This window comes from Sphingomonas sp. PAMC26645, from assembly GCF_004795835.1.
GTDB lineage: Bacteria > Pseudomonadota > Alphaproteobacteria > Sphingomonadales > Sphingomonadaceae > Sphingomonas.
The window spans coordinates 1,390,128-1,416,243 of sequence record NZ_CP039249.1 but is presented as its reverse complement, the minus strand read 5'-3'; the positions used below and the strand labels follow the sequence as shown (position 1 = coordinate 1,416,243).

Sequence of the window (26,116 nt, the reverse complement as noted above, 5' to 3'; positions counted from 1 at the left end):
TCTGTGATGCTTCCGACGACGAGATCGCCCGTGATGATGCTTCAATTTCTTCCGTTCTGCGCGCTGGCTGCTGCGCTGGTGCCCTTGGCTGCGCGCGCCGATCCGGCGCCGTTCGACCTGACCGGGCCCAGCCTGCGCGTCGGCGTGACGCATGGGACGACGACGTTGCCGATCGCGCAGGTGCCGAGACTTGCGACCGGCGACCGCGTGTCGATTGCGGCGGACCTGGCCGTCGGTAAGAAGGACGACGGCGCGCGCTACCTGCTGGTCGCGGCGTTCCTGCGCGGCGCGACCGAGCCGCCGCCGAAATCGTGGTTCTCCAAGGCCGAGACGTGGAAGGCGAAGAAGAACGCGCTGGCGTTGACGGTACCGGAAGGCGCGCGGCAGATGGTGGTGTTCCTGGTGCCCGAAAGCGGCGGGTTCGATGCCGTCGTGTCGGCGGTGCGCAAGCAGCCGGGGGCGTTCGTGCGCGCGGTGCAGGATCTCGACCAGGCGTCGCTCGATCGCGCGCGGCTCGATGCGTTTCTCGACGGGATCCATGCGCTGGAGCGGACGCGGCCGGAGCGGATCGAGGCGGTATCGCCATTGTTGTCGCGCAGCCTGGCGATCAAGCTGAAGGCGGAGTGCCTCGATCTCGCGGCGGATCTGCAAGCCTCCTGCCTGACGCAGAGCCGCGATTCGCTTGTGCTGGCGGATGGGCAGAGTTCGACGCTGGCGGATACGCTGGTGGGAGCGCCGACCGATCTGGCGCTGCAATTGAGCGCGACGCCGGAGGGCGGGCTTGGCTATTACAGCCCGTATATCGGCGTGGTCCGCGATCTGGCGAAGATCTTCGGCGCGTTTCAGACGACGCAGTTCCGCTATATTCCGGCACTGGCGCGGGCGCATGACGATCGGCTGGCGCTGCTGCTGAACGCGGCGCCGTCGTTCGCCAGCCCCAAGTCGGTGATGGTCGTGGCGATGCCGGTGATCGAGACGGGTGCGCCGCAAACGCCGACGATGCGGCGCGCGGAGGCCGACCGGCTTGTGTGTGCGGCCAAGCCCGATCTGGTGCTGCCGGTCGAGGGCGCACCGCTGATCTATGCGACCAAGTTCGCACACGACATGAGCTTGCGGGTGACGACGCCGCAGGGGGGCGTGGTCGAACTGCCCGTGCAGGCGGATGCGGAACGCGGCGGCTATGTGCTCGATCAGGTCGGGATGCGGACCGCGGGGTTGAGCAGCGTGACCGATGCGACGTTGCACGGCCGCTGGGGCTTCACGCCGTTCGATGGACCGCGGTTTCGGTTGCAGGTGCCGCGCGCTGGCGGGTGGCAGATGGTCGATACCGATCCCGAGAGTCTCGTGGTCGGGCGCGACAATGCGGTCTCGCTGGCGGGGCCGACGCCGAGTTGCGTGGAGTCGGTGACATTGGTCGGTGCTGCGGGCGACGTGCCGCTCGCGTGGACGTCGACCGGCGAGCGCATCGGGCTGACCTTGCCGTTGGCCAAAGCCGCGCCGGGGAAACTGTCGCTCCTTGTGAAGCAATACGGGGTCGAGGGGCCGGACAAGATTGCGTTGACCGCACTCGCAGAGGCAGGGCGGATCGACGGCCTGACGCTGTATGCCGGCGATGCGTCTGGGACGTTGAGTGGGACGCGGCTCGATCTGGTGGCGTCGATGACGATCGACGGGGTCGCGTTCAAGCCGGGTGACGTCGTGCGGGCGGACAAGGCGGATCGACTGGCGCTGGCGGCGGGTACGGTGCCGACGTTCGCGGCGGGCCAGGCGAAGACGGCGCTCGTGACGCTGACCGATGGACGGAAGCGGTCGGTAAAGTTCGTCGTCGCGGCGGCGCGGCCCAGGGCGACGCTGATCGCCAAGAGCGTGGTCGTGCCACCCTCCCCTGGCCTGCCGGTCGTGCTGGCCGGTGATACGGCGATCGCGCAGGATGCCCGCCTGACCTTCTCGCTGCGTGCGGAGGGAACGCGATTTTCTGCGGGCGACAGTGTCGAGATCGCGACGGCGGATGGCGCGATGACGACCAGTGTCACGTCGGGGCGCGGGCTGACGGTGCAGGACGACCGCATCGCTGTCGTGTCGGTGGAGCCGGGCAAGGCACTCGGGGTTTCCGCGCATGGGCCGCTCAAATGGCGACTGGTGCAAGGCGGCGTTGCGGGGGATTGGGTGCCGCTCACGACGCTGGTTCGGACGCCGGCATTGGCGGGGGTGGCGTGCAAGGAGACCTGTACGCTGACCGGGACCGACCTGTTCCTGATCGAGTCGATTGCGGCGAACGCAGGGTTTGCCGAAGCGATTCGCGTGCCGGACGGGTTCACCGGGGCTTCGCTCGCGGTGCCGAAGCCGGTCGGCGGGACGCTGTTCCTGCGGCTGCGGGACGATCCGGGCGTGACGGCGTCGATCGCGGTCGGTTCGTAGCGTTCGCCGTTTGTTGCTAGACCAGTCGTGACCATCGCTGGCCCGTTTGCGGTGGCGGCGGGCGGGCGATTGTCGCTATGGGGCGCGGATGACCGCATCGGATCTCCAGAGCCTGTTCGTCACCAACCTCGTCCGGTACAATAGCGGCGACCGGCGACGATGGCGGCTGATCGTTGGCGACGTGAAGGTCTACAGCCTCGCGACGCACGCGCATTGCAACTGGGCGGTGACGCCGTCGGGCAGCGCGAGCGAGGTCGACGCGGTCGAGCGACTGGCGGACCGGCTGCGCGAGGATCACCCTATTATCACTGCCGGCTGACGGCTTTTTATCTACGCAGGAGCATCACATGGCGAAGCAATATTGGGCGCAGATCATCGAACTCGACGAGGAAATGACCGCCGCGACGATCCCCGGCGCGACTGATCACGAGGATGCGGCGGATTCGCTCGTGGCGGATTTCGTCGGCGCGATGGGTGGCGAGATCACCTCGGGCGCGGTGCGCGTCTGGGTGCAGGGCGGGGTCGAGAAGGTCTATGACTGGAAGGCGGACTTCACGATGCCAGACATGGACGAGATGGGCGACGAGGACGAGATGGAGGTCGAGGGCGAGATCGAGCTGACCGAGCGGGTTTGAGCACGAACCGCATGTGAATAAGCACACCACCCCGGCGAAGGCCGGGGGCCAATTGGCAAGGCCGGCATAACGGACCGCTGCCCCGCGTTAGCGACGTTGCCCAATTGGGCCCCGGCCTTCGCCGGGGTGGCGCGCAACTAGCGGTTAGGAGTTACGGGACGGTCTGGCCCGCTGGGGCGAGTTCGTGCCAGGTATGGTCGTCGTGTGCGAGCAGGGCATCGGCCGCGGCGGGTCCCAGCGTTCCGGCCTCGTACGGCTCCGGCATCCCGGCATCATGCGCCCAGAGGTCGAGGAACGGTTGTACCGCGGCCCAGCCCGCCTCGATCGCATCGGCACGCTGGAACAGCGTCTGGTCACCGACGAACAGATCATAGATCAGCGACTCATATCCGGTCAGGTGACCGATATCGAATTCGTCGGCATACCGGAAATCGAGCGCGATCGGCGCGGTGGCGACTTCCAGACCCGGGCGTTTGATGTTGATATCCATGCTCAGCCCCTCGTCGGGCTGGATCTGGATGATCAGGCGGTTGGGCGGCAGCATGTCGGCGGCGGCGCCGGGGAACGACGCGAACGGGACCGGCTTGAAGGTGATCGCGATCTCGGTGTCGCGACAGGTCATCGCCTTGCCGGTGCGCAGGTAGAACGGCACGCCCGCCCAGCGCCACGTGTCGACCATCAGCTTCAGCGCGACATAGGTCTCGGTCCGGCTGTCCGGCGCGACGTCGGGCGAGGCGGTGTAGGCGGGAACATCCACCCCCTTCACTTTCCCCGCGGTATATTGGCCGCGGACGCCGTTACGCTTCGCCTTGCCGGGCGAATAGACGCGGACGGCTTTGAGCACCTTGCCCTTTTCGTTGCGGATCGCCTCGGCATCGAAGCTCGCGGGCGGCTCCATCGCGACCATCGCGAGCAGCTGGAACAGGTGGTTGGGGACCATGTCGCGGAGCGCGCCGGTACCGTCGTAGAACTTGCCGCGGGTGCCGACGTCGACCGTCTCGGCGGCGGTAATCTGGACGTGCGCGATGCAGTCCGAATTCCAGACGCGCTCGATCATCATGTTCGCGAACCGCGCGGTCATGATGTTCTGCACCGTTTCCTTGCCGAGGAAATGGTCGATCCGGTAGATTTGCGCCTCGGACACGCGGGCGAGGATGCGTGCGTTGAGATCGCGGGCGGAGGGGAGGTCGTGGCCGAACGGCTTCTCGATCGCGATCCGGCGAAAGCCATGCGGCGTCTCCGCCATCAGGCCGTGGTCGGCGAGCTTGTCGACGATCGTGCCGAAGAACTTGGCGGGCACCGCGAAGTAGAACGCCACGTTGCCCTTCACGCGGGCCTTGAGCTGTTCATAGACGTCGTCGTGCGTGAAATCGCCCTGGAGATAGCCGACGCGGTCCTTGAGCCGCGCCCATGCGTCGCCCTTCTCGCCGGCCCCCTCGCCGCCCTTTGCGTCGAACGTGCCGAGTGCCTCGCGCAACGACTGGTCGTTCCCTTCGTCGATGCCGACGCCGAGGACGTGGAAATCGTTACCGACCAGCCCGAGCCGGGTCATGTTGATCAACGCCGGCATCAGCAGCCGGCGGGTCAGGTCACCGAAGGCGCCGAAGATCACGAGCGTCGTCGGCGGGGCGGGCTTGACGGACTTGCTCACGAATTCGCCTCGGACATGCATCGACCCTTTCTGCGGTGGTTCCTTCAAACAGCGTAGCGTGTGTCGATGTTCCCCGCACGCCCTCAGGTCGCCGTGAGGATGTTGTCCCCGAACGCACGCGCGTCGACCTCCGCCCAGTCGAGTTCCTCCTGAAGGCGGCGATAGACGTCCTCGGCCACCTCACCCTTGTCGCGCATTTCGTGGAGCACGACGCGCTGGCAGGCGATCATTTCCAAGTGGAGTTCGTCGAATTCGGAGGTCGCCTGCGGATCGTCCGCCTCGGCGGTGACCTTGCCCGCTGCGCCACAGCGGAAGCGCAACGCATCCGCCGCCGCGCCCTCGCGTGCCGGCAGCACCGCAAGCCCAGCATCGATCAGCCGCTTGCGCGCGGGTGCGATCTCGTCGGCCAGCCCGGTATCCTCGCCGAGATCGAGGCGGCGGATCAATGGGCCGAGAGTAAGCCCTTGCAGCACCAGCGTGCCGATCACGACGCCGAACGCCGCGAGCACGATCAGGTCGCGGCCCGGCACCGATCGTGGCAGCGCGAACGCGGTCGCGAGCGTCAGCAGGCCGCGCATGCCCGACCAGGACAGGATGATCGACGCATTCCAGGGGGGCGGCTTGGGCAGCCAGGACGGTGCGTAGCGGTTGGCGATGACGCCCTCGACGAACCGTACGAAGAACACCCACGCGATACGCGTCACGAGCACGGTCGCCAGCACCGCGGCGGCGAACCCGATCGCTGGCCAGCGCTCGGCGGCGGGCAGGCCGACAAGCACGTCGCGCGATTGCAGCCCCATCAGCGCGAACGCGATGATGTTGAGGACGAGCACCGCCGCCGACCATACCGCCGCGCCCTGCAAACGATCACGCGCAGGCTGGCCGATCGGGCGGCGCTGCGACACGATCATCCCGAACGTGACGACCGCGAGTACCGTCGAGATGTGCAGCCGCTCGGCGAGCAGCCAGATCCCGAATGTCACCGCGAAATCGGCGAGGCTCGCGCCGAGTGTCCGTGCAAAGAGAGGCGTCACGCGGAGGTAAAGCCATGAGGCAATGACGCCGAGGACGATCCCGCCCGGGACCGCGGCGGCGAGCGCGAGTGGCGTCACTGGCGTGTCGGAATGCGTCGCGAAGGCCACCGCGAGCCCGAACAACAGCAGCGCCGTCGCGTCGTTGAGAAGGCTCTCGCCCTGAAGGAGCAATAGGCCGCGGCGGGGGATGCCAACCTCGCCCAGCACCGCTTCCGAAGCGGCGGCATCAGGCGGTGCGACGATCGCGCCGAGCGCGAACGCGGCAGCAAGGGGCAGTCCGCCGAGCGTCACGCCGACCAATGCAACCGCCGCGGCCGTGACGAGTACCGCGAACACGGCGAGGCTCAGCAGCGGGAACCAGTGTCGCCGCAAGGCGCGCGGGCTGGTGTGATACGCGGCGTGGAGCAGCGCGGGTGCGATGAACAAGGCCAGCGCCAGATGCGGCTCGACCGTGATCTTCGGTGCGAATGGCAATGCGGCAAAGGCGATCCCGGCCACCGCCAGCAAGGTCGGGTACGGCACGTTCAACTTGCGCGCCAGGACCAGCAGGACCAGCGCGGCGAGCAGGATGACGTCGAGGCTTTCGAATAATTCCACGGGCACGCAACGGGTGGGAGGAAAGGACGGGCCCACCGCATCGCGCAGGCCAAAAAAAACCACCCCGTGCATGTCGCACGGAGTGGCCTAGGTTCAGGGAGGAGGGACGCTAGAAGCGTCCCGTACGGCGCCGCGAAAGGGGGGGACACGATGCCGTACAGGACCTAAATGGGTGAGCGCCGTTTTGGTTCAACCCCTGCTGCACCGCACCCCAAATATTTTTCGCGCCCTCCCGGTTTCGCTATCAGACGTTGAACTGCGCGGGGGCGGGCATCTGCTGCTGCGGGGTCATGCCGAGCTGGGCCTGGCGCGCGAAGATGTCGCGCATCAGCGAGAGCGAGAACAGGTGCGCATACAGCAACGGCAGCATGCCCGACTTGCTCATCTTGCGCAGCGCATCGCCGCGCAGGTCGATCAGCTTTTCCTCATTGATCATCTGGAAGCCGCGATAGACGAACGGCTGGTCGGCGCCGTCGGGCTGGATCGTGACTTCGCCGTCCATCAGCAGCTCGAGCTCGCGCAGCTCGTTCATGAAGTTCTGCGTGCGCGCGCCAGCCTGTTCGAACGACTCGTTGAAGCCGAGGATGTTCTTGGTCAGCTCGGTCGGCTGGCCGTTCTCGAACAGCGCATCGCCGTCCTCGAAATCACCGATCGCCTGCGAGGTCGGGTCGAAGCAGAGCGACAGCTCCTGTGCTTCCGGGTGCAGGCGCGCGAGCATGTACGGGTAACGGCGGACATACGCCGGCACATAGAAGGTGTTCTCGGTCAGCTTGCCGTCTTCGCCGACGAACACGTTGACGCCCTCGTTCAGGCCCATCAACGCGAGCGGGATGGCGTCGTCACCGACCGAGAAGACGATCGGCATGTGACGCTGGACCAGCGGGAACTCGTCGACGGTGATCGGGATCGCGTGCTGGCCGACCAGGAACGGCGCGCTGTCCTGCGGACGGACCTTGTAGTTCGCGTGCGTGTCGCTCGAAAGCGGCTCGAGGCCATTATAGAAAAGCGGAAGCTGGGCGGTGCTGGCCATGTTACTCTCCGGATCGGTCGGTCGAAATGCCGGTGGCTCATGCCACCGATTGGGGCGAGGCTCTATGGTGCGCCGGGCGGGCGTGCAAGTGTGACGAGCTTGCCGGGGTTGAGGATGCCCAGCGGATCGAGCGCGGACTTGATCGCCCTGAGCGCGGTCATCCGCGCGGTCGACGAGAGGCGTTCGAGTTCGTCGCGCTTCATCTGGCCGATGCCGTGCTCCGCTGAGATCGAACCACCGGCCGCAACGACGAGGTCGCCGACGAAGCGCGTGACGACCGGCGCGTCCTCGGCATACCAATGCGAAGGGTCGGTGCCGGGCGCGGCGCGGACGTGGAAATGGACGTTGCCGTCGCCGAGATGGCCGAAGCCGCTCGCGTGCGTGCCGGGGAAGCGCACGTCGCACGCCGCCGCCGCCTCGATCATGAAGCGCGGCATCGTCTCGACGGGGATCGAGATGTCGTGCTGCGTTGCGGGACCGAGCGCGCGTTCGGCGGCGGATAGCGAATCGCGCAGCAGCCAGAACGCCGTGGACTGGGCTTCGCTGGTGGCGATCGTCGCGTCTTCGATCGCGCCGTCTTCGAGGGCTTTGCCGAGCAGGCGTTCGAGCAGCGCGCTCGGGGATTCGCCTTCGATGGCGGCGGAGGTGGCCTCGATCAGGAGGTGCCAGGGGTGACGGCCGGCGAGCGGCGCGCGGGCGTTCGGGAGGTGCGCGATGGCGGCGTCGAGCGACTCGGCGGGAAGTATCTCGAAGCTTTCGATCGCGTCGGTCTTCGCCTGCATCGTCCGCAGGAGTTTGAGTGCCGCCTGGGGGGACGCGATGCCGACCCACGCCGTGCCGCGAGCCGCGATTGCGGGCGCGAGGCGAAGCGTGGCGGCGGTGACGATCGCCAGCGTGCCCTCCGCGCCGATGAACAGCTGGTCGAGATCGTAGCCGCGATTGTCCTTCTTGAGCGCGGACAGGCCGTCGTAGATGCTGCCATCGGCGAGCACCGCCTCGACGCCCGCGACGAGGCCGCGCATCGTGCCGAACTTGAGGACCTGCGTGCCGCCGGCGTTGGTCGAGACGAGGCCGCCGATCGTCGCCGTCCCGCGTGCGCCGAGCGTCAGCGGGAAGCGCCACCCCTTCCCTTGCGCGGCGCCGTCGAGTTCGGCGAGGATCACCCCGGCTTCGGCGATCGCGAGGCCCGCGTCGGCATCGAGGCTGCGGATGCGGTTCAGGCGACGCAGCGACAGGATCAGCGCGCTGCCGTCGGCGGGGGCGGTCGCGCCGCCAACCATCGAGGTGTTGCCGCCTTGCGCGACCAGCGGCACGCGGTGCTCGGCAGCGGCCGCGACGATCAGCGCGACGTCCGCGGTTGAGGTTGGCGCCAGCATCGCAGGCGCGACGCCGTGGAACCTACCGCGCCAGTCGTGCAGCCATGGGTCGATGTCGGCGGGGTCGGTGACGATCGCCTTCGCGTCGAGCCTTGAGGAAAGCGATTCGAGCATTGCCGCCTGCGAAGGCGTCAGGATTGCTGACTGAATTTCGGCCATGTACGCGGCGCTAGACAAAATTCATCGCGCGTTCAACGATGGGCGCTAACGATTACGTCAGCATGATCCAGACACCATGATTCACCCCGCGATACCCGCCACCCTGCTCGCGCTCGCGGGTCCCTTTGCTGTGGCATTGCGCGATGTACCGTCATCCGGCCTGTCTTCGGGATTCGAACTGGACGGCATGCAGATCGCGCAGGTCTCGATCCACGAGCGGATCATCATCCGTGTGCCCCGGATGAGCCGAGCCCCGATCCGCACCTACGCGCCGCCGACCGAGTGGAAGGAGCATAAGGGCCCCAAATGCATCGCCGTCGACGAGATCGCCGGCGCCATGCTCAACAAGGACGGCGCGGTCGACCTGGTGATGGACGACACGACGCGGTTGCGCGCGCGGCTCGACGGCGACTGCAAGCCGCTCGATTATTATTCGGGGTTCTATCTGCGGCCGGGCCCGGACGGGATGATCTGCAAGGACCGCGATGCGATCCGGATGCGATCGGGTGCGCGTTGCGAGATCGAGGGGTTCAAGAGCTTGCGGGCGAAGAAGAAGTAGGTCGGTCGCTTCGGCGTCCGTCGACTGCCCGTTGGTCTAATTCTATCCAGATCCCCTGGGCTCCCCATTCCGATAAGCACCTCCCCGGCGAAGGCCGGGGTCCAGTTGGGCGACGTTGCCAACTCCGCGTTGCCGTTCGTTATTGCGACCTTTCCAACTGGGCCCCGGCCTCCGCCGGGGTGGTGCATCTGGTGAATAGATGCACCAGCACGTCGTTCAGAGTATGCGGACGCCACGGGTAATTGGTATTTTCCACCCCAAGCCCCCTCCCCATCCTCCATTCGCCGCGTTTCCTTGACATTTGTCGCCAAATCGGCGAGCGCCGGAACGCTTGAGGGCAGTGCATTTCACCCTCCATTTACCGGACATTTGCATGAGTTTTGCCGATCTCGGCCTCTCCGACGAACTGCTGAAAGCAGTCACCGACTCCGGCTATACCGAGCCGACCCCGATCCAGGCCGGTGCGATCCCGTCCGTGCTGATGATGCGCGACATCATCGGCATCGCCCAGACGGGCACCGGCAAGACCGCGTCGTTCGTGCTGCCGATGATCGACATCCTTGCGCATGGCCGTAGCCGCGCGCGGATGCCGCGCTCGCTGATTCTCGAGCCGACGCGCGAACTCGCTGCGCAGGTGGCGGAGAATTTCGAGAAATACGGCGTCAATTCGAACCTCTCGATGGCGCTGCTGATTGGCGGCGTGTCGATGGGCGACCAGCTCGCGGCGCTCGAAAAGGGCGTCGACGTGCTGATCGCGACGCCGGGCCGGCTGATGGACCTGTTCGGGCGCGGGAAGATCATGCTCAACGGCTGTTCGATGCTGGTGATCGACGAGGCGGACCGGATGCTCGACATGGGCTTCATCCCCGACATCGAGGAAATCTGCACCAAGCTGCCGAAACAGCGCCAGACGTTGCTGTTCTCGGCGACGATGCCGCCGCCGATCAAGAAGCTGGCGGACAAGTTCCTGACCAATCCCAAGACGATCGAGGTATCGCGCCCGGCGTCGACCAACCTCAACATCAAGCAGTATCTGGTGCCGGTGCCGAGCCAGACCGCCAAGCGCGATACGCTGCGCCGTATACTCGCGCAGGAAGAGGTGACCAACGCGATCATCTTCTGCAACCGCAAGACGACGGTGCGCGACCTGAACAAGGTGCTGAAGCAGGCGGGCTACAAGTCGGGCGAGATCCACGGCGACATGGAACAGCCGCAGCGGCTTGCCGAGCTCGAGCTGTTCAAGACCGGCGCAGTGACGATCCTCGTTGCCTCCGACGTCGCGGCGCGCGGGCTCGACATCAAGGGCGTGTCGACGGTGTTCAACTATGACGCGCCTTGGCATCCGGACGATTACGTCCACCGGATCGGTCGGACGGGTCGCGCCGGGGCGACCGGGACGGCGTACACGTTCGTCGCGCCCGACGATGCCGAGAATATCGTCAATATCGAGAAGTTGACGGGTCAGACGATCGAACGGCTGAAGGTTGCCGAGCCGAAGACGGCCCCGGCTGCCGTGGCGGAGGACGACGAGGTCGCGCCGCGTCGCGATCGGTCGCGGAACCGTCGTAGCGGGCGTTCGGAAGATGTCGCGCCGGTTGCTGCTGCGGACGCTGGTCGCGAGCGGTCGCGGACGCGTCGCGTTCCGCGCGAAGACACGGTCGCACCGGCGGTCATCGCCGAGGTGTTGGCTGCGGTCGAGCCAGTGGTGGCGAAGCGGCCGCGCTGGGAGCGGACGCCGATCGACGAGCCCGTGCCCGCGGTCAAGCCACGCGTTACGGAGCCCACACGGGTCGAGCCGGTGCAGGTCGAGCCCGCGTATGTCGAACCGGTCCGCGCGGCGCCCGTTCGGTCTGAGCCGGCGCAGACGGAGCTTGCGCGGTCGGAGCCGGTTCGCTTGCAACCTGTTCGTTCGGAAGAGGCAAAGGTCGAGCCGCCACGGACGGAGCGCATTCCTGCGGATCCAACCGGTAGTCGCCGCCAACCGGTCGCCGATACGCCAGCGGATGGCTGGAACGGACCATTTCCGAGCTTCCTGAATGCCGTGATCGGAGGATATGAATGATGTCGATGCGCCGTCTCGCCGCGCTTGCCTTGCTCGCCACTGCGGTAGCCGCGCCGGCAGCGCCCCGCGCGAAGGTGGCAGCGCCGCACGTCAACACCACGAGCTTCGACAAGCTGCCCCAGCCCTTGCCGCTGCCGTATAATGAGTCGGCCAACGCCAATGCGCAGGTCGCCGCGGCGCGCGCGCGGGCGCTGAAGACGCACAAGCGGTTGCTGATCGATCTCGGCGGCAACTGGTGCCTCGACTGCCGGCTGCTTGCGGGGACGATCGACCTGCCGGAGATGAAGCGGTTCGTGGACAGCAAGTTCGTGGTCGTGACGGTCGATGTCGGCCGATTCGACAAGAACGGCCAGATTGCGGCGCGTTACGGGATCAAGGGCCGCCTGAAGGGCGTGCCGGCGGTACTGGTGGTCGATCCGCGGAGCAACAAGCTGTTGAATGCGGGACATGAGACCGAACTGGCGGATGCCCGGTCGATGGGGCCGCAGGCCTTGGCCGACTGGCTTGCGAAGTGGGCAGCCTGACTTCGGTTTGTAAGGGTCTGCTAGCGGCTGAGTAATAGATACTGGTTCAGCTTTGATTGGACATTGTTAGTCAGGCGCCTAGCCCACGATTTTAGCGTCCAAGATTGCAATCGGTGACGTGCCCTCACTTATCGCCGCCTTCGCGTCTCTCCCTCTCCCCCACGGGAGAGGGAAAGGGCCTGCAGCCATTTGGCCGTGGAAAGGGTGAGGGCAAGGTTTGTACGGGCCATCGCTACGGGTCGTGTTCGCGAGTGCCCCTCTTTCTAGCCGGAAGCATTCAATGCCTCCTGCCCGTGTGACGTCGATCTGGTGTGCGCCAACGGGCGGCGAACGCAACTAGTTCTGCCATGAAGTTGATTTCAACAGGCCCCATGCCGGCCCAATCCCCGCAGTCATCCTGACGAAAGTTAGGGCCCAGGATACTGACAGCTAGCCTCCGTGGCTCTGACCCCCGACTTTCACCAGGATGACGTGGTCAGGTATGACCGGTCGCACGCCGTCGGCTGACCTCAGGCTGCGGCAGCGATCAGGGCGTCGTCCAGATTCCCAGCCCGCTTGTACGCCGGACGCTCGATCAAACGGGCGGCATAGTCGGTGAAGGTCGGGCGCTTTGGCAGCCAGCCGAACTGCATGCCCCAGACGACTTGCGATCCGACGTAGACGTCGGCGGCGGTAACACGGTCGCCAGCGATGTATTGGTGCGCGGCAACTGCCTGTTCGAGAACGTCGATGACGCGGTCGAGGCTGCCATAGCCGATCATCCGCTGTTGCGCGGCGTCCGGCACTACACCGAGTGCGCGGTTACCGACGGCTGCTTCGACGGGGCCGGCAGCGTAGAATAGCCAGCGGTAATAGTCGGCGCGTTCGTCATCGCGTGGCGCGAGGCCGGCTTCGGGGAATGCTTCGGCGAGATAGGCGCAGATCGCAGCGCATTCAGTGATGGTCTTGCGGTTGTGGACCAGCGCGGGGACCTTGGCCATCGGGTTGATCGCGCGATACGCCTCAGCCTTCATCGATTTGTCGTAGTCGAGGACGACGGTCTCGTACTCGGCGCCGACCTCTTCGAGCATCCAGCGCGCGATGCGACCGCGCGACATCGGGTTGGTGTACAGGGTCAGGGCCACGCGACTCTCCTTGAGAACGGATCGTGAACGATGGTCTCATGGAGCGGGAGTGCGGTCAAGGGCGTGCAGAATGTTTCCCCGCGAAGGCGGGGAACCAGACTGGGCTCCCGCCCTCGCGGCAGTACAAGGAGAAGGCGGGCCGTACAATTAAGCCCCCGCGCCCTTATACCAGCGCCTTGTCGAACAGCGCGAGCATGCGGGCCCAGGCCTTGTCCGCCTGGACCGGATTGTAAACCTTCGAGTCGGGCGGGCACCACCCGTGCATCGTGCCGGCGTACACCTCGATCTCGGCTGGGAGTTTCGCCGCGGCAAACGCGGTGCGGAGCGTGTCCTTCTCGGTCGGTGCGCGCGCGTCGTCGTTCGCGGCAATCGCGATGAGGTATTGCGCCTTCATCTGCGGGATCAGGAGGTGCGGGCTGTCGGGCTTGTCGGTGACGAAGCCGCCGCCGTGGAAAGTCGCGCCTGCCCGGATGCGGTTCGCTACGGCGGCGGCGGTGCGCATCACCATTGGGCCGCCCATGCAGTAGCCGGTGGTGGCCATGCCGCGTTTGCGATCGACCTGCGGTTGCGCGTCGATGAAGGCGGTGAAGGCTTTCGCGTCGCGAACCGTCCCTTCGGACGTGAGCGCTTCCCGGAATGGGGCGATGCGACTTTTGACTTCGGGTTGGTCGTAGGATTCGCCGGGCTTCAGGAACGGCGCCTTGGTCGAGCGGTAGAACTGGTTGACGACGAGTACCGCGTAGCCCGATTGCGCAAGGCGGTCGGCCATCTGGCGGAAGGCGGGGCGCAGGCCCATGATGTCGGGCCAGACCAGCACGCCGGGGTGCTTGCCGGTGGCGGGCGCGACGAAATAGGCGTCGGCCTTGCCGTCGGGCGTGACGATCGAAACGTCGCGGCCCTTGATGACGGCGGCGTTCGCGGGGGCGGGGAGTAACATCGTCAGGCCCATCGCGCCGGTCATCACGCCGAACTGGCGGCGCGAGACGCCGGCCAGATAGGCTTCGTTATCGTCTGCGGTATGCTCGTCGCACATGGGCCTATCCTCTTGAATTTGGCCGCATGCTAACTCAGGCGGCGCGCCACCACCATACGACATCTTGGATGTCGCGGGTCGCTCGGCCTTCGACTTCGAGGCGGCGGAGATGCGCGAGCGCTTCGCCGGTCGCCATGCCGAGCACGTCGGGACCGATCGCGCGGCGGAACAGGCGGCCGAAACAGTCGACCGCGCGGCGGGGTTCGGCGAGGAAGACGGCGAGCTCGTCGAGCCGTTCGCGGTGTTCGCGGTCCATCGCGTCGAGACGGGTGTGGAGGCCGGTGAACGGGTCGCCGTGGCCTGGGAGGACGAGCAGGTCTGCTGGCAGCGTCTTTAGTTTGGTGATCGAGGCGAACCATTCGCCCAGCGGGTCGGCGTTCGGTTCGATGACGCCTAGTGAGACGTTGGGGCTGATGCGCGGGAGGACCTGGTCGCCGGCGATGAGGATGCCGCCGGCTTCGTCGTACAGGCATGCGTGTTCGGGGGAGTGGCCGGAGCCGGCGACGACGCGCCAGTTGCGCGCGCCGATGGTGAGCGTGTCGCCGTCTTCGATGCGGGTATAGCTGAGCGGGAGCGGCGTGATGATCTTGCGGAAGCCGGCCCAGCCCTTGGCGGTGGCGTGGTCGATCTGCGCGGCGTCCCAGCCTGCGCCCTGCCAGAAGGCGAGCATTTCGTGCGGGACCGAGTCGCGGGCGTCGGCGGCGAGCATGCGCGCGGTCAGCCACTCGGCGCGGGTCATGATCAGGGGGGCGGCATGGTGGTCGCACATCCAGCCTGCCAGGCCGATATGGTCGGGGTGGAAGTGCGTGCCGATCATTTGCGTGATGCGAACGTCCGCCTTGGGGCCTTTGAAGATGGCCTTCCAGGCGTCGCGCGCGGCCGCGGTGTTCATGCCGGTGTCGACCAGCGCTTCGCCGTCGGTGTCGGCGAGGAGCCAGCAGTTTACGTGGCGCAAGGGGCCGGGAATGTGGAGGCGGACCCAGTCTATGCCGGGCGCGACCTGCATCGTGCCGCCTACTTCAGGTTCTGCGCCACCAAACGGGTAGGTCAGCCCTTTGTGACTGGTCGGCGCGAAATCTGTGTCGGATGCGGTTGCCATCCGTTGCAGTTAGCAACTGGATGTGGCGGGAGATAGTGCTGTAGGGCAGCTGACCTTCTCTCGATCCTCCCCCGCTAGGGGGAGGTGGCACCGCAGGTGACGGAGGGGGAGGACACAGAGCCGAGGTGGTCGCTCTGGCCAGCGCCAGCCACCTCCCCCTGGCGGGGGAGGATCGCGTTGGACTACACAAATTCGCACGTGCTCAGTCATCCGACCGTGGACGGCACGTCTCAAATTCAGACGAAGGAAGCTTGTTTCCCCGCGAAGGCGGGGACCCAGACTGGGCTCCCGCCTTCGCGGGAGAACATGGAGGCGCAGACTGTTCGACATCACGGCCGCCGCCTTGTGCGTCGGCTAATCTCGCTAGCCGTATCGCAGGAGGACAGCGCGAGCCCACCCCCTGCCCCCTCCCGCTTGCGGGAGGGGAAGGAAGATCAGCGCTTGAAGGGGTCGTCGAAGAGCGGCTTGACGGGGAGGACGCCACCGTCTGCCACGAACTGTGCGTCCGCAGCCGCCTGGGTGCGCTCGGCACGGAGCTGCTGGAGGAGCACTTCGCGGTCGCCTTCGAGGCGCGTGTCGGTCGGCGCTTCCATGCCCGCTGCCTTCGCCGCCTTCGCCACTGCCGCATCGAGTTCGCGCTGCGAGGTCAGGCCCAGCGTAACTGGGTCCTTCGGCGTGATGTTGGCGATATTCCAGTGGCTGCGATCGCGGATCGCGGCGATCGTCGTGCGGGTCGTGCCGATCAGCAGCGAGATCGCGCCGTCGGTGATCTCCGGATGGTTGCGGATGATCCACGAGATGCCGTCAGGCTTGTCCTGGCGCTTCGAGACCGGCGTGTAGCGCGGACCCTTGGTGCGGCGGACCTGCTCGGGGCCCTTGATCATCTTGAGCTGGTAATCGGGATCGGCGGCACCCTTGTCGATCTCTTCCTGCGTCACTTCATGCGCGCGGACCGGATCGCGACCGGTGAGCTTGGTCGAGGTGGTGTCGTCGGCGATCGCCTGGATCTCGAGGATGTGCAGGCCGCAGAAGTCCGCGATCTGCTCGAAGCTGAGCGCGGTATTGTCGACCATCCAGGCGGCGGTCGCGTGGGGCATGAGCGGCTGGGCCACGGCGGAAACTCCGTAAAAATAGAAAGGGCCGCCCCTTTCGGAGCGGCCTGACATGAGAGAGACTTAGTGCGCGCGGTGGCAACAGGCAAGCGAACAAGCTCAGGCGGCCATGAGCTTTCCTTCGAGGGGGACGAGCGCGTGGAGGAACTGGCGTGCGCTGGCGGGCCAGCTGTAGCGCGCAGCATAGGCGGCGCAGGTGACGCTTTCGCGGGTCAGCGCGGTGGCGATCGCGGTGTCGAGGTCTTCGTGCATGGCGCCGACGCGGTCGTCGAGGACGTCGATCGGCCCGGTGACCGGGTACGCCGCGACGGGAGTACCGCAGGCGAGCGCTTCGATCATGACGAGGCCGAACGTGTCGGTGCGGCTTGGGAAGACGAGGACGTCTGCTGTGCGATAGGCGGCGGCTAGATCGAGGCCGGAGCGCTGGCCGAGGAAGACGGCTTGCGGGAAGCGGCGGGCGAGCGTCGCTCGGGCTGGGCCGTCGCCGACGACGACCTTCGTTCCGGGATGTGCAGAGGACAGGAATGCCTCGATGTTCTTCTCCACCGCGACGCGCCCGACATAAAGAAGGATCGGGCCGGGCAGCGCTGCCATCTCGGGATCGCGCGCGCCGTCGAGGCCGAACTGCGCGAAGTCGACGCCCCTGCCCCATTCGCGGACCTGATGCAGGCCTTGGGTTGCGAGCGTTGCCGCGACCGAGGGCGTTGAGACCAGGATCGACTGGGCGGGGCGGTGGAACCAGCGGATGTAGCGCCAGATCCAGTCTGGGTTCGCGCCAGTGCGGGCGGCGATATAGTCGGGAAACTGCGTGTGATACGCGCTGGTGAACGGGAGCGCGCGAGCAAGGCACCAGTTGCGGGCGGCGAGGCAAACGGGCCCTTCGGTGGCGAGATGGATCGCGTCGGCGCCGAAGGCGGCGAGCATGCGGCCGACGGCACCCGAGCGCGCGAAGGCGAGGCGGATCTCGGGATAGGTCGGGCATGGCATCGAGGCGAAACGTTCGGGGGAGACTACCAGGACCTCGTGGCCGATGGATTCGAGCTCGCGCTGGACCGACTGGAGGGTGCGGACGACGCCGTTGACTTGCGGGCTCCAGGCATCCGTGACGATTGCGATACGCATCGTGTCTTCTCCGTTTTGCCCCTCTCCCATCGGGAGAGGGAGGGGCCCGCCGCACTTGCGGCGGGAGGGTGAGGGCACGCGCTGAACGCCGTCGGGGATCGTGCCCTCACCCTCGCCGCTACGCGGCTTTCCCCCTCCCCGACGGGGAGAGGGTTATAGGTCAGGCTGCCATGGATATGACCTTGTCCTTCTCGCGGGCGGCGATCTCGTCGCCCCAGTGGAGGAGCTCCATGCGGCCGTCGAAATGCTCGACCAAGGCCGTGCAGCCTTCGACCCAGTCGCCGTCGTTGTAATAGGCGATGCCCGCGATCTCGCGCATTTCGGCGGTGTGGATGTGGCCGCAGACCACGCCTTCGACACCGCGGACGCCGGCGGCGTGCGCGACGACTTCCTCGAAGTGCGAGATGAAGGCGACCGCGTTCTTGACCTTGGCCTTGGCGTGCTTCGACAGAGACCAATAAGGCATGCCCATGCGGCGGCGGGCGCCGTTGACCCAGCGGTTGAGGCCCATCAGCATCGTGTAGGCGGCGTCGCCGATATGCGCGACCCAGCGGTGCGCGAGCGTGATCGCGTCGAACTCGTCGCCGTGGAGGACCAGCAGGCGGCGACCGTCCGCCGTCTCGTGGATCGCGTTGCGACGGATCGAGATGCCGCCCAGGTCGAGGCCCGAATATTGGCGGAACACCTCGTCGTGGTTGCCGGGGATGTAGACGACGCGGGTGCCGCGCTTGGCGCGCTTGAGCAGGCGCCAGATCACGTCGTTGTGCGCGGCGGGCCAGTAGAATTTCTTCTTGAGCCGCCAGCCGTCGATCATGTCGCCGACGAGGTACATCGTCTCGCTGTCGACGTGATCGAGGAAGTCGTTGAGCATCCCGGCGTTGCAGCCGCGCGTGCCGAGATGCACGTCGGAGATCCAGATCGTGCGATACTGGCGGCGTTCGACGACCGGCTCCGGTACGGCGGGCCGGGAGTGGATGAAGTCGGCGATGTCGGTGATATCGGCGCCAACGAAGCTAGATGGCGAAAACGTCGTGATGGCGTTCATGAGCCTGCCCCCGCAAAACTATCCTTGTCGCGAGTATTAGGCGAGTATTGTTACAGGGTGGTCGCAGTCCGGTGACTGTTCGAAGTCATGGACGAGGCTAGATTGTTTTCCCGCGAAGGCGGGAATCCAGACTGGGCTCCTGTCTTCGCGGGAGAACAAGCTTTTGGTCGGGTAGCGCTTCGAGGCCCCCACCCCGGCGGAGGCCGGGGCCCAGTTGGGGATGCCGAGTAACGGCGCGATGTCCGTCGTTACCGCGACCTTTCCAACTGGGCCCCGGCCTTCGCCGGGGTGGTGGCCTAGTCGGGTTCGTTGAAAGAGCGGGTGCCTCTCACTCCATCGTCAGCACGATCTTTCCGACGTGGTCGCCTGCTTCCATCCGCGTATGCGCGGCGGGTGCGTCCGCGAAGGCGAAGGTGCGGTCGATCACGGGCTTCAGCTTGCCGGCCTCGACATGCGGCCATACCGTCCGGGCGAGTTCGTCCGCGACCAGCGACTTGAAAGCGGTATCGCGCGGGCGCAGCGTCGAGCCGGTCAGCGTCAGGCGACGGCGCATGATCTCGAACAGGGGGACGGTCGCCGTCGCGCCGCCCATGACCGCGATCGAGACGTGACGGCCGTCTTCCGCAAGGCACTGCAGGTTGCGCGGCACGTAGTCGCCGCCGACCATGTCGAGCACCGCCGCGACGCCCTTGCCGCCGGTGATCTGCTTCACGCGCTCGACGAAATCCTCGGACTTGTAGTCGATCGCATGGGTCGCGCCGAGGCTGAGCGCCGCCTCGCACTTCGCCTTCGAGCCGGCAGTGACGATGATATCGATGCCGAACACGTTACACAGCCCGATCGCCATCGTACCGATGCCGCTGGTGCCGCCGTGGACAAGGACGGTGTCGCCTTCCATCGCGTAGGCGCGCTCGAACAGGTTGGTCCAGACGGTGAAGAGCGTCTCCGGCATCGCCGCCGCCTCGACCATTGTCAGCGCCTCGGGGACGGGCAAGCACTGGCCGAACGGCGCGACCGCGTATTCCGCATACGCACCGCCCGAGATCAATGCGCAGACAAGCTGGCCGACCTGTTCGTCGCCGACGCCGTCGCCGACCGCTACGATCGTGCCGGAGATCTCCATCCCGAGGATCGAGGGGGCACCCGGCGGGGGCGGATACTTGCCCTGGCGCTGCATGACCTCCGGGCGGTTCACGCCGGCGGCCGCCACCTTGACCAGCACCTCGCCCTGCCCCGGCCGCGGCACGGGACGGTCCACGAGGACCAGCACTTCGGGACCGCCGGGCTGTTCCGGATCGATCGCCTTCATCACGTCGGGTACACGTAAGTTACTGGATTGGTTTTCGGGTATCGCGGTCATTGCTCGTCACGTCCCTTTAGATTTCCGCGCCTTATTGACATCACTCTGGTGCGGGTCAACGTTACAGAAACTATGGAACCGGACGACACCCCCTCCCGTCCCGACGATCTGCTCGACGCGCTCGTGCGACAGGACCTCGATCCGTTGTCGGTCGCCGAGCTCGATGCGCGGATCACCGTGCTGCAGGGCGAGATCGCGCGCTGCCAGCTGAAGAAGGACCGCGCGGTCAGTCACCGCGCCAGCGCCGACGACCTGTTCAGGCGGTGATCGCGCTGCCCGCCTCCACAAGCGTCGCATTTAGGCAGCGCAGGAACGGACGGGGCCGGGTTCAAGTGCTTGATGCGACCGATATCAATTCCGACATAGTGGCAAAGGGCTCGCGTTCTCGCGGCTCGACAGGAGTATTGTAAATGCCATCATTTGCACCCGCCCTCGAGACCACGCTGCACAAGGCGCTCGAGGCGGCATCGTCCCGGCGTCACGAATATGCGACGCTGGAGCATCTGTTGCTCGCGCTGATCGACGATGAACATGCGTCGAAGGTCATGACCGCGTGCAACGTCGAGATCGGCGATCTGAAGAACACCGTCTCGCATTACCTCGATAGCGAACTCGATGCGCTGAAGGTCGATGCGGCGACCGACCCCTCTCCCACCAGCGGGTTCCAGCGCGTCGTCCAGCGCGCGATCCTCCACGTCCAGTCCTCGGGCCGCGACGAAGTGACCGGTGCCAACGTGCTCGTCGCCTTGTTCAGCGAGCGTGAGAGCTATGCCGTCTATTTCCTGCAACAGCAGGACATGAGCCGCCTCGATGCGGTCAGCTTCATCAGCCACGGTGTCGGCAAGGGCGGGCAGCAGGCGACCGAAGCATCCACGCCAAAGGGTGCGGACGACGAGAAGCCGGCCAAGGGACAGGAGAAGGGCAAGACGGAAAGCGCGCTCAAGCAATTCACGGTCGACCTCAACGAGAAGGCCAAGAACGGCAAGGTCGATCCCCTGATCGGGCGCGGGCCGGAGGTGGATCGCACGATCCAGATCCTGTGCCGCCGGTCGAAGAACAACCCGCTCTATGTCGGTGATCCCGGCGTCGGCAAGACCGCGATCGCGGAAGGCCTGGCGCGCAAGATCGTCGAGGGCGACGTGCCCGACGTGCTGTTGCCTGCCGTCATCTACTCGCTCGACATGGGCGCGTTGCTGGCGGGGACGCGGTATCGTGGCGACTTCGAGGAGCGCCTGAAGGCGGTCGTCAACGAGCTCGAGAAGCTGCCCGACGCGGTGCTGTTCATCGACGAGATCCACACCGTGATCGGTGCGGGTGCGACGAGTGGCGGCGCTATGGATGCGTCGAACCTGCTCAAGCCGGCTTTGTCGGGTGGCACGATCCGGTGCATCGGTTCGACGACATACAAGGAGTTCCGCAATCACTTCGAGAAGGACCGCGCGCTGCTGCGGCGCTTCCAGAAGATCGACGTGAACGAGCCGACCATCGAGGATACCATCAAGATCCTCGCTGGTCTGCGCTCGGCGTTCGAGGATCACCACAACGTCAAGTACACCCCCGATGCGATCAAGTCGGCGGTCGAGCTGTCGGCGCGGTACATCAACGACCGCAAGCTGCCGGACAAGGCGATCGACGTGATCGACGAGGTCGGCGCGATGCAGATGCTGGTGCCGCCGAACAAGCGCAAGAAGACGATCACCCCCAAGGAGATCGAACAGGTCATCGCGACGATGGCACGCATCCCGCCGAAGTCGGTCTCGACCGACGACAAGCTTGCGTTGGCTACGCTCGAGACGGATCTGAAGCGCGTGGTGTTCGGGCAGAATGCGGCGATCGAGAAGCTGTCGTCGGCGATCAAGCTGGCGCGGGCGGGTCTGCGCGAGCCGGAGAAGCCGATCGGCAACTATCTGTTCACCGGGCCCACGGGTGTCGGCAAGACCGAAGTCGCCAAGCAGCTCTCGACGATCCTCGGCATTCCGCTCCAGCGGTTCGACATGTCCGAATATATGGAGCGGCATTCGGTCAGTCGTCTGATCGGTGCACCCCCGGGCTATGTCGGGTTCGACCAGGGTGGCTTGCTGACCGATGCGATCGACCAGAACCCGCATTGCGTGCTGCTGCTCGACGAGATCGAGAAGGCGCATCCGGACCTGTTCAACATCTTGTTGCAGGTGATGGATAACGGGCGGCTGACCGACCAGCACGGCAAGTCGGTCGATTTCCGCAACGTCATCCTGATCATGACGACCAACGCGGGCGCCAGCGACATGGCGCGCGAGACGGTCGGCTTCGGCAACCTGTCGCGTGAGGGCGAGGACGAGGTGGCCGTGACGAAGATGTTCACGCCGGAATTCCGCAACCGTCTCGATGCGGTGGTGCCGTTTGGGTACCTGCCGACCGAAGTGGTGGCGCGGGTGGTGGACAAGTTCATCCTCCAGCTCGAGCTCCAGCTCGCGGACCGCGGCGTGCACATCGTCCTCGACGACGAGTCGAAGGCGTGGCTCACGACCAAGGGCTACGACAAGCTGTACGGCGCACGACCGATGGGTCGCCTGATCCAGGAGAAGATCAAGCAGCCGCTCGCCGAGGAACTCCTGTTCGGCAAGCTCGTCCACGGCGGCGAGGTGACGGTGAAGATGAAGGACGGCGCGCTGTCGTTCGCGATCGAACCTGCCGCGCCGAAGAAGCCGAAGAAGAAGGGCAAGACCGAGACGGTCGACGCCAGCTGACGACTATCAACCTGGTTCAGCGAGAGCTGGACCAGGTTTGATTTGGAAAAGCTGGATGAACAGCACTCCAAATTCTACCAATCCGCTTTCGGCTCGCGCCCGGTTCTGTCGTTGAGACACGATCGGCGGTGAGGACGAAGCGACTTCACGAAGCCGATAGCGTGGTTCGAATTGCGAGCCAAATTGGCATAAATCGATCCAGTATGGTCGAAATTCGATTGATTACGCCGTCGTACGGGCGCCTCTTTACCATTAATTGGCGAAGGCGGCTTAGACGGTGTCTGCATGACGTTCGGGTTTCGTATCACTTGGCTCATCGGCATCGTTGCGACGGCGTTGGCGATGCTCGGTGCTGCACCGGCCGAGGCCCGGACCGGGCAACTGCTCGATGTCTGTATTATGCGGGCTACCCCAGGGCTTTCCGTGCCTGCCTTGTTTCGAACGCCTTCACGGTTCGACTGCATCACGCCCCAGTCGGCCTATGGGTCCGGCGATTTCTGGGTTCTGTCGCAGGCTTTGCCGACGAACCTGACGCACATCCCTGATCTGCGTGCCCTGACCGCGAGCGTCTGGCAGGATCGCGTCACGCTCTTCGTTCTTTATGCAGACGGCGCAATCCGCCGTACCGGGTTCACCAGTCGCACGTCCGGCCGCCATCTCATGATCGGCGCAACCCTGTCTCTGACGCTGCCGCCGCACGTTGCGCCCCCCGTCCGCCTGCTTTGGCACGTCGAGGGTTCGGCGAATTTGCGGGGCGTCGTACTCGGGCCGACACTCGCAACGGCCGCAGAAGCCGCAGAGAGCGAGATCATCCTGTCGGCGCTGTATGCAAGCTTCGGCGGGATGGCGATCGCGTTGATCGTCTACAATCTCGCGTTGTGGGGTGCGCTTCGACAGTCGTTCCAGCCGGTCTACTGCCTCCTGGTACTGTGCTTGCTCGGGTACGCCTTTTCGTCGTCGGCTGCGCTGGGCCAGCTTGTGCCGTCGCTCGACAACAACGTCCGCTTGAAACTCAACGTATGTTTGCTGGCGATCTGTGCGGGAATGGTCCTGGTCTTCGCACGCGCTTTCTTCGAGCGTGCGGTGTTCGATGGTTGGCCGCGCCCTGCCAGCAACGTGGCGCTCGCGACGCTCGCCACGTCCGGAATTGCGTTCGCGATCCTGGCGCCGTGGCAGATCTACTGGCTCGATCGGTTGCTGACGCTCAGTTACATCCCGCTGATCGCGCTGGTTCCGCCGGTGCTGTACCGAGCTTGGCGGGTCCGGAGCAGCTACCTCTGGATGTTCACGCTCGCCTGGGGCGCGCCCATCGTCTTTGCCAGCCTGCGGATCGCCGGTGCGCTGGGGCTGATGTCGTGGAGTTTCTGGATCGATAACTCCACGATGATCTCCATGATGCTGGAGGCGCTGCTGTCCAGCCTGGCGATCGCGTACCGGATTCGCCTGCTCAGCGTCGAACGCGACGACGCGCGCGAACAGGAGATCGCGGCGCGGTTGCTGGCGGATACCGAGCCGCTGACAGGGTTGCTGAATCGCCGTGCATTCCTGGATCGCGCGATCGGACGGTCGGGCGATCAGATGCTGCTGATCGCCGACGTCGATCACTTCAAGCACGTCAACGATACGATAGGCCATGATGGCGGCGACGAAGTCCTGCGGGTCGTGGCGCGTGTGTTGCGCAACGCGGTGCCGCCCGACGCTCTAGTCGCGAGGATCGGCGGCGAGGAGTTCGCTATCCTCATCGACGCGACGACGCCGGTCCTGCCCGACACGATCCTCGAGCGATTGCGCAGCCAGCGCATGCCGTTCGACATGGCGATAACCGCCAGCATCGGCTGCTGTACGGGGCCGCTGCAGCGCGAATCGGACTGGAAGGCGCTATATCGCAGCGCCGATCGTGCCTTGTTCGCAGCCAAGGGCGCCGGGCGCGATCGGTCGCGCGACGCAGGCATACTGCCGATTGCCGCTTAAAGCCGGTTCGCTTGCGAAACGGCAACGTGTGAGCCATGATCGCACGCCTGGGAGATCGACGATGCGGAACCGGAAACTTGTGCTGGCAGCGGCGGGACTCGCTCTCGTGACGCTCGCCGTGCGTCATCCGACCACCGAGTTCCGGCTGATCACGCACGAAAAGAGCGACCCTTCACCGCATCGGATGCAGGCCGTCGTCGATTTCGGACTGGTCGGTGTCTCGGTCTTGTACACCTGGACCGTCAACCGCCTGCGGTAAGCGCGTGCCGCATATCCGGCGCCCTCTCGCGCGTCCTTGACCCTCGTCGCGTGCCTGCGCCATAGCGGCCGGCATGGACACGCCGATCGAAGACCTCGCGTTCGAGGATGCACTGAAGGAACTCGAGCTTATCGTCGGGAAGCTGGAAAGTGGCGACACGCCGCTTCAGCAGGCGATCGAGCTGTACGAGCGCGGCAACAAGCTGCGCCAGCGTTGCGCCGACCGGCTCGATGCGGCGCAGGCACGGATCGAGGCGATCCGGCTTGACGGCGACGGCAAGCCTGCCGGCGTCCGCCCGTTCGCGGCGGGCTGACGCGGTGAGCGGGATGCCCGTCACGCTTGATGCCGCGCTTGCCGAGGTCTCCGCGGAGATCGACCGGCAATTCGACCAGCTGCTGACCATTCCGGACGATCCGCGCGGCGACCTGTACCGCGCGATGCGGCATGCGGCGATCGGTGGCGGCAAGCGGCTGCGGCCGCTGCTGGTGTTCGCGACCGCCAACCTGTTCGACGTGGCACGCGACTGTTCGGCACGGGCTGCGACCGCGATCGAGGCGATCCACGTCTATTCTTTGATCCACGACGATCTGCCGTCGATGGACGACGACGACATGCGCCGCGGCAAGCCCACCGTGCACAAGGTGTTCGACGAGGCGACGGCGATCCTGGCGGGCGATTGCCTGCACGCGATGGCGTTCGAGATCCTTGCCGATCCCGCAACGCACGCCGATCCGTTCGTCCGCATCGAACTGGTCATGGACCTCGCGCGGGCGTCCGGGCCGAACGGCATGGCCGGTGGCCAGAAGATGGACATCGAGGCGGAGAATACGCGCTTCGACCTCAATACCGTGACCCGGTTGCAGCAGATGAAGACGGGTGCGCTGATCTCGGCGTCTGTCGAGGCTGGCGCGATTCTCGGGCGGCTGCCGCCGGAAGGCCGCGTGGGACTTCGCGGCTATGCGCATGACCTGGGGCTCGCGTTCCAGATCGCCGACGACCTGCTCGATGCCGAGGGCGATGAGGCGGTCGTGGGCAAGTCGCTGCGCAAGGACGAGGTGGCGGGCAAGGAGACGTTCCTTTCGCTGCTCGGGCCCGAGCGTGCGCGCGAACAGGCGCGGATGCTGGTCGATCAGGCGGTCGCGCATCTGCACAGCTATGGCCAAGAAGCCAACCTGTTGCGGGATATCGCCCGTTTCGTGCTCGAACGCGACCGCTAA

The 26,116-nt window shown here is 65.9% G+C and carries 23 protein-coding genes; 12 read left to right on the top strand and 11 right to left on the bottom strand.

The features are described 5' to 3' along the window. The first annotated feature begins 33 nt into the window (after positions 1 to 33). The 3 genes from E5673_RS06585 (at position 34) to E5673_RS06575 (ending at position 3,053) form a co-directional block, all read left to right on the top strand. Entirely contained in the window at positions 34 to 2,418 is a 2,385-nt protein-coding gene (locus tag E5673_RS06585; protein ID WP_136189390.1) for a hypothetical protein, read from the top strand. An 88-nt stretch (positions 2,419 to 2,506) separates the two neighbouring features. Further along, the gene (locus E5673_RS06580; RefSeq protein WP_056047557.1) at positions 2,507 to 2,737 is read left to right on the top strand and encodes a hypothetical protein; all 231 of its coding nucleotides are present in this window, start codon (positions 2,507 to 2,509) and stop codon (positions 2,735 to 2,737) included. A gap of 28 nt (positions 2,738 to 2,765) precedes the next feature. Next, positions 2,766 to 3,053, top strand: a complete 288-nt coding sequence (locus E5673_RS06575; protein WP_056047554.1) for a hypothetical protein — start codon at positions 2,766 to 2,768, stop codon at positions 3,051 to 3,053. A 151-nt stretch (positions 3,054 to 3,204) separates the two neighbouring features. Here the strand turns inward: E5673_RS06575 and zwf are convergent, their stop codons facing one another. The 4 genes from zwf to E5673_RS06555 all read right to left on the bottom strand — a co-directional run bounded on the left by zwf (position 3,205) and on the right by E5673_RS06555 (position 8,900). Then, positions 3,205 to 4,704, bottom strand: coding sequence for a glucose-6-phosphate dehydrogenase (zwf, locus tag E5673_RS06570; protein ID WP_247599612.1), 1,500 nt, complete (start codon positions 4,702 to 4,704; stop codon positions 3,205 to 3,207). A gap of 83 nt (positions 4,705 to 4,787) precedes the next feature. Continuing rightward, the gene (locus E5673_RS06565; protein ID WP_168711579.1) at positions 4,788 to 6,335 is read right to left on the bottom strand and encodes a sodium:proton antiporter; all 1,548 of its coding nucleotides are present in this window, start codon (positions 6,333 to 6,335) and stop codon (positions 4,788 to 4,790) included. A 244-nt stretch (positions 6,336 to 6,579) separates the two neighbouring features. Beyond that, entirely contained in the window at positions 6,580 to 7,365 is a 786-nt protein-coding gene (locus tag E5673_RS06560) for a SapC family protein (RefSeq protein WP_107952090.1), read from the bottom strand. Positions 7,366 to 7,427: 62 nt separating this feature from the next. Then, positions 7,428 to 8,900, bottom strand: coding sequence for an FAD-binding oxidoreductase (locus E5673_RS06555; protein WP_247599611.1), 1,473 nt, complete (start codon positions 8,898 to 8,900; stop codon positions 7,428 to 7,430). A gap of 76 nt (positions 8,901 to 8,976) precedes the next feature. Between E5673_RS06555 and E5673_RS06550 the strand changes: the two genes are divergently transcribed. The 3 genes from E5673_RS06550 (at position 8,977) to E5673_RS06540 (ending at position 12,045) form a co-directional block, all read left to right on the top strand. Then, complete coding sequence (locus tag E5673_RS06550) at positions 8,977 to 9,459, top strand: hypothetical protein (RefSeq protein WP_136189387.1); 483 nt, start codon at positions 8,977 to 8,979, stop codon at positions 9,457 to 9,459. Positions 9,460 to 9,832: 373 nt separating this feature from the next. After that, a complete protein-coding gene (locus E5673_RS06545) occupies positions 9,833 to 11,521 on the top strand; it encodes a DEAD/DEAH box helicase (protein ID WP_136189386.1) in 1,689 nt (562 codons plus the stop codon). Between the two features lie 5 nt (positions 11,522 to 11,526). Further along, the gene (locus tag E5673_RS06540; protein ID WP_136191385.1) at positions 11,527 to 12,045 is read left to right on the top strand and encodes a thioredoxin family protein; all 519 of its coding nucleotides are present in this window, start codon (positions 11,527 to 11,529) and stop codon (positions 12,043 to 12,045) included. 509 nt (positions 12,046 to 12,554) lie between these two features. On the opposite strand, the gene E5673_RS06535 is transcribed toward E5673_RS06540, so the two are convergent. The 7 genes from E5673_RS06535 to E5673_RS06505 form a co-directional block, all read right to left on the bottom strand. Continuing rightward, complete coding sequence (locus E5673_RS06535; protein ID WP_136189385.1) at positions 12,555 to 13,169, bottom strand: glutathione S-transferase family protein; 615 nt, start codon at positions 13,167 to 13,169, stop codon at positions 12,555 to 12,557. 163 nt (positions 13,170 to 13,332) lie between these two features. Continuing rightward, complete coding sequence (locus E5673_RS06530) at positions 13,333 to 14,202, bottom strand: dienelactone hydrolase family protein (RefSeq protein WP_136189384.1); 870 nt, start codon at positions 14,200 to 14,202, stop codon at positions 13,333 to 13,335. Between the two features lie 34 nt (positions 14,203 to 14,236). Beyond that, the gene (locus E5673_RS06525; RefSeq protein WP_136189383.1) at positions 14,237 to 15,301 is read right to left on the bottom strand and encodes an MBL fold metallo-hydrolase; all 1,065 of its coding nucleotides are present in this window, start codon (positions 15,299 to 15,301) and stop codon (positions 14,237 to 14,239) included. A gap of 434 nt (positions 15,302 to 15,735) precedes the next feature. After that, complete coding sequence (locus tag E5673_RS06520) at positions 15,736 to 16,413, bottom strand: DUF1013 domain-containing protein (RefSeq protein ID WP_056484483.1); 678 nt, start codon at positions 16,411 to 16,413, stop codon at positions 15,736 to 15,738. 99 nt (positions 16,414 to 16,512) lie between these two features. Beyond that, positions 16,513 to 17,535: a glycosyltransferase family 1 protein gene (locus tag E5673_RS06515; RefSeq protein WP_136189382.1), complete on the bottom strand. Its 1,023-nt coding sequence runs from the start codon at positions 17,533 to 17,535 to the stop codon at positions 16,513 to 16,515. A 160-nt stretch (positions 17,536 to 17,695) separates the two neighbouring features. Then, positions 17,696 to 18,580, bottom strand: a complete 885-nt coding sequence (locus tag E5673_RS06510) for a UDP-2,3-diacylglucosamine diphosphatase (RefSeq protein ID WP_136189381.1) — start codon at positions 18,578 to 18,580, stop codon at positions 17,696 to 17,698. A 328-nt stretch (positions 18,581 to 18,908) separates the two neighbouring features. Then, the gene (locus tag E5673_RS06505) at positions 18,909 to 19,889 is read right to left on the bottom strand and encodes an NAD(P)H-quinone oxidoreductase (RefSeq protein WP_136191384.1); all 981 of its coding nucleotides are present in this window, start codon (positions 19,887 to 19,889) and stop codon (positions 18,909 to 18,911) included. A 123-nt stretch (positions 19,890 to 20,012) separates the two neighbouring features. On the opposite strand from E5673_RS06505, the gene E5673_RS06500 reads away from it, so the two are divergent. From E5673_RS06500 to E5673_RS06475, 6 genes are all read left to right on the top strand, one after another. Beyond that, a complete protein-coding gene (locus E5673_RS06500) occupies positions 20,013 to 20,207 on the top strand; it encodes a DUF1192 domain-containing protein (protein ID WP_056060574.1) in 195 nt (64 codons plus the stop codon). Between the two features lie 143 nt (positions 20,208 to 20,350). Next, positions 20,351 to 22,669, top strand: coding sequence for an ATP-dependent Clp protease ATP-binding subunit ClpA (gene clpA, locus E5673_RS06495; protein WP_056060577.1), 2,319 nt, complete (start codon positions 20,351 to 20,353; stop codon positions 22,667 to 22,669). 285 nt (positions 22,670 to 22,954) lie between these two features. Next, a complete protein-coding gene (locus tag E5673_RS06490; protein ID WP_247599610.1) occupies positions 22,955 to 24,640 on the top strand; it encodes a diguanylate cyclase in 1,686 nt (561 codons plus the stop codon). A 61-nt stretch (positions 24,641 to 24,701) separates the two neighbouring features. After that, on the top strand, positions 24,702 to 24,899 hold the full coding sequence (locus tag E5673_RS06485) for a hypothetical protein (protein WP_136189380.1): 198 nt from the start codon (positions 24,702 to 24,704) through the stop codon (positions 24,897 to 24,899). A gap of 73 nt (positions 24,900 to 24,972) precedes the next feature. Further along, positions 24,973 to 25,212: an exodeoxyribonuclease VII small subunit gene (locus tag E5673_RS06480; RefSeq protein WP_056060585.1), complete on the top strand. Its 240-nt coding sequence runs from the start codon at positions 24,973 to 24,975 to the stop codon at positions 25,210 to 25,212. A gap of 13 nt (positions 25,213 to 25,225) precedes the next feature. After that, positions 25,226 to 26,116: a polyprenyl synthetase family protein gene (locus tag E5673_RS06475; protein ID WP_136189379.1), complete on the top strand. Its 891-nt coding sequence runs from the start codon at positions 25,226 to 25,228 to the stop codon at positions 26,114 to 26,116.

What these genes read in the sequence shown, in the direction of transcription:
- E5673_RS06585 (WP_136189390.1), top strand. Translation starts at nt 34, where the DNA reads ATGATGCTTCAATTTCTTCCGTTCTGCGCGCTGGCTGCTGCGCTGGTG.
- E5673_RS06580 (WP_056047557.1), top strand. Translation starts at nt 2,507, where the DNA reads ATGACCGCATCGGATCTCCAGAGCCTGTTCGTCACCAACCTCGTCCGG.
- E5673_RS06575 (WP_056047554.1), top strand. Translation starts at nt 2,766, where the DNA reads ATGGCGAAGCAATATTGGGCGCAGATCATCGAACTCGACGAGGAAATG.
- E5673_RS06560 (WP_107952090.1), bottom strand. Translation starts at nt 7,365, where the DNA reads ATGGCCAGCACCGCCCAGCTTCCGCTTTTCTATAATGGCCTCGAGCCG.
- E5673_RS06555 (WP_247599611.1), bottom strand. Translation starts at nt 8,900, where the DNA reads ATGGCCGAAATTCAGTCAGCAATCCTGACGCCTTCGCAGGCGGCAATG.
- E5673_RS06550 (WP_136189387.1), top strand. Translation starts at nt 8,977, where the DNA reads ATGATTCACCCCGCGATACCCGCCACCCTGCTCGCGCTCGCGGGTCCC.
- E5673_RS06545 (WP_136189386.1), top strand. Translation starts at nt 9,833, where the DNA reads ATGAGTTTTGCCGATCTCGGCCTCTCCGACGAACTGCTGAAAGCAGTC.
- E5673_RS06540 (WP_136191385.1), top strand. Translation starts at nt 11,527, where the DNA reads ATGCGCCGTCTCGCCGCGCTTGCCTTGCTCGCCACTGCGGTAGCCGCG.
- E5673_RS06530 (WP_136189384.1), bottom strand. Translation starts at nt 14,202, where the DNA reads ATGTGCGACGAGCATACCGCAGACGATAACGAAGCCTATCTGGCCGGC.
- E5673_RS06525 (WP_136189383.1), bottom strand. Translation starts at nt 15,301, where the DNA reads ATGGCAACCGCATCCGACACAGATTTCGCGCCGACCAGTCACAAAGGG.
- E5673_RS06515 (WP_136189382.1), bottom strand. Translation starts at nt 17,535, where the DNA reads ATGCGTATCGCAATCGTCACGGATGCCTGGAGCCCGCAAGTCAACGGC.
- E5673_RS06510 (WP_136189381.1), bottom strand. Translation starts at nt 18,580, where the DNA reads ATGAACGCCATCACGACGTTTTCGCCATCTAGCTTCGTTGGCGCCGAT.
- E5673_RS06505 (WP_136191384.1), bottom strand. Translation starts at nt 19,889, where the DNA reads ATGAAGGCGATCGATCCGGAACAGCCCGGCGGTCCCGAAGTGCTGGTC.
- E5673_RS06500 (WP_056060574.1), top strand. Translation starts at nt 20,013, where the DNA reads ATGGAACCGGACGACACCCCCTCCCGTCCCGACGATCTGCTCGACGCG.
- clpA (WP_056060577.1), top strand. Translation starts at nt 20,351, where the DNA reads ATGCCATCATTTGCACCCGCCCTCGAGACCACGCTGCACAAGGCGCTC.
- E5673_RS06490 (WP_247599610.1), top strand. Translation starts at nt 22,955, where the DNA reads ATGACGTTCGGGTTTCGTATCACTTGGCTCATCGGCATCGTTGCGACG.
- E5673_RS06485 (WP_136189380.1), top strand. Translation starts at nt 24,702, where the DNA reads ATGCGGAACCGGAAACTTGTGCTGGCAGCGGCGGGACTCGCTCTCGTG.
- E5673_RS06480 (WP_056060585.1), top strand. Translation starts at nt 24,973, where the DNA reads ATGGACACGCCGATCGAAGACCTCGCGTTCGAGGATGCACTGAAGGAA.
- E5673_RS06475 (WP_136189379.1), top strand. Translation starts at nt 25,226, where the DNA reads ATGCCCGTCACGCTTGATGCCGCGCTTGCCGAGGTCTCCGCGGAGATC.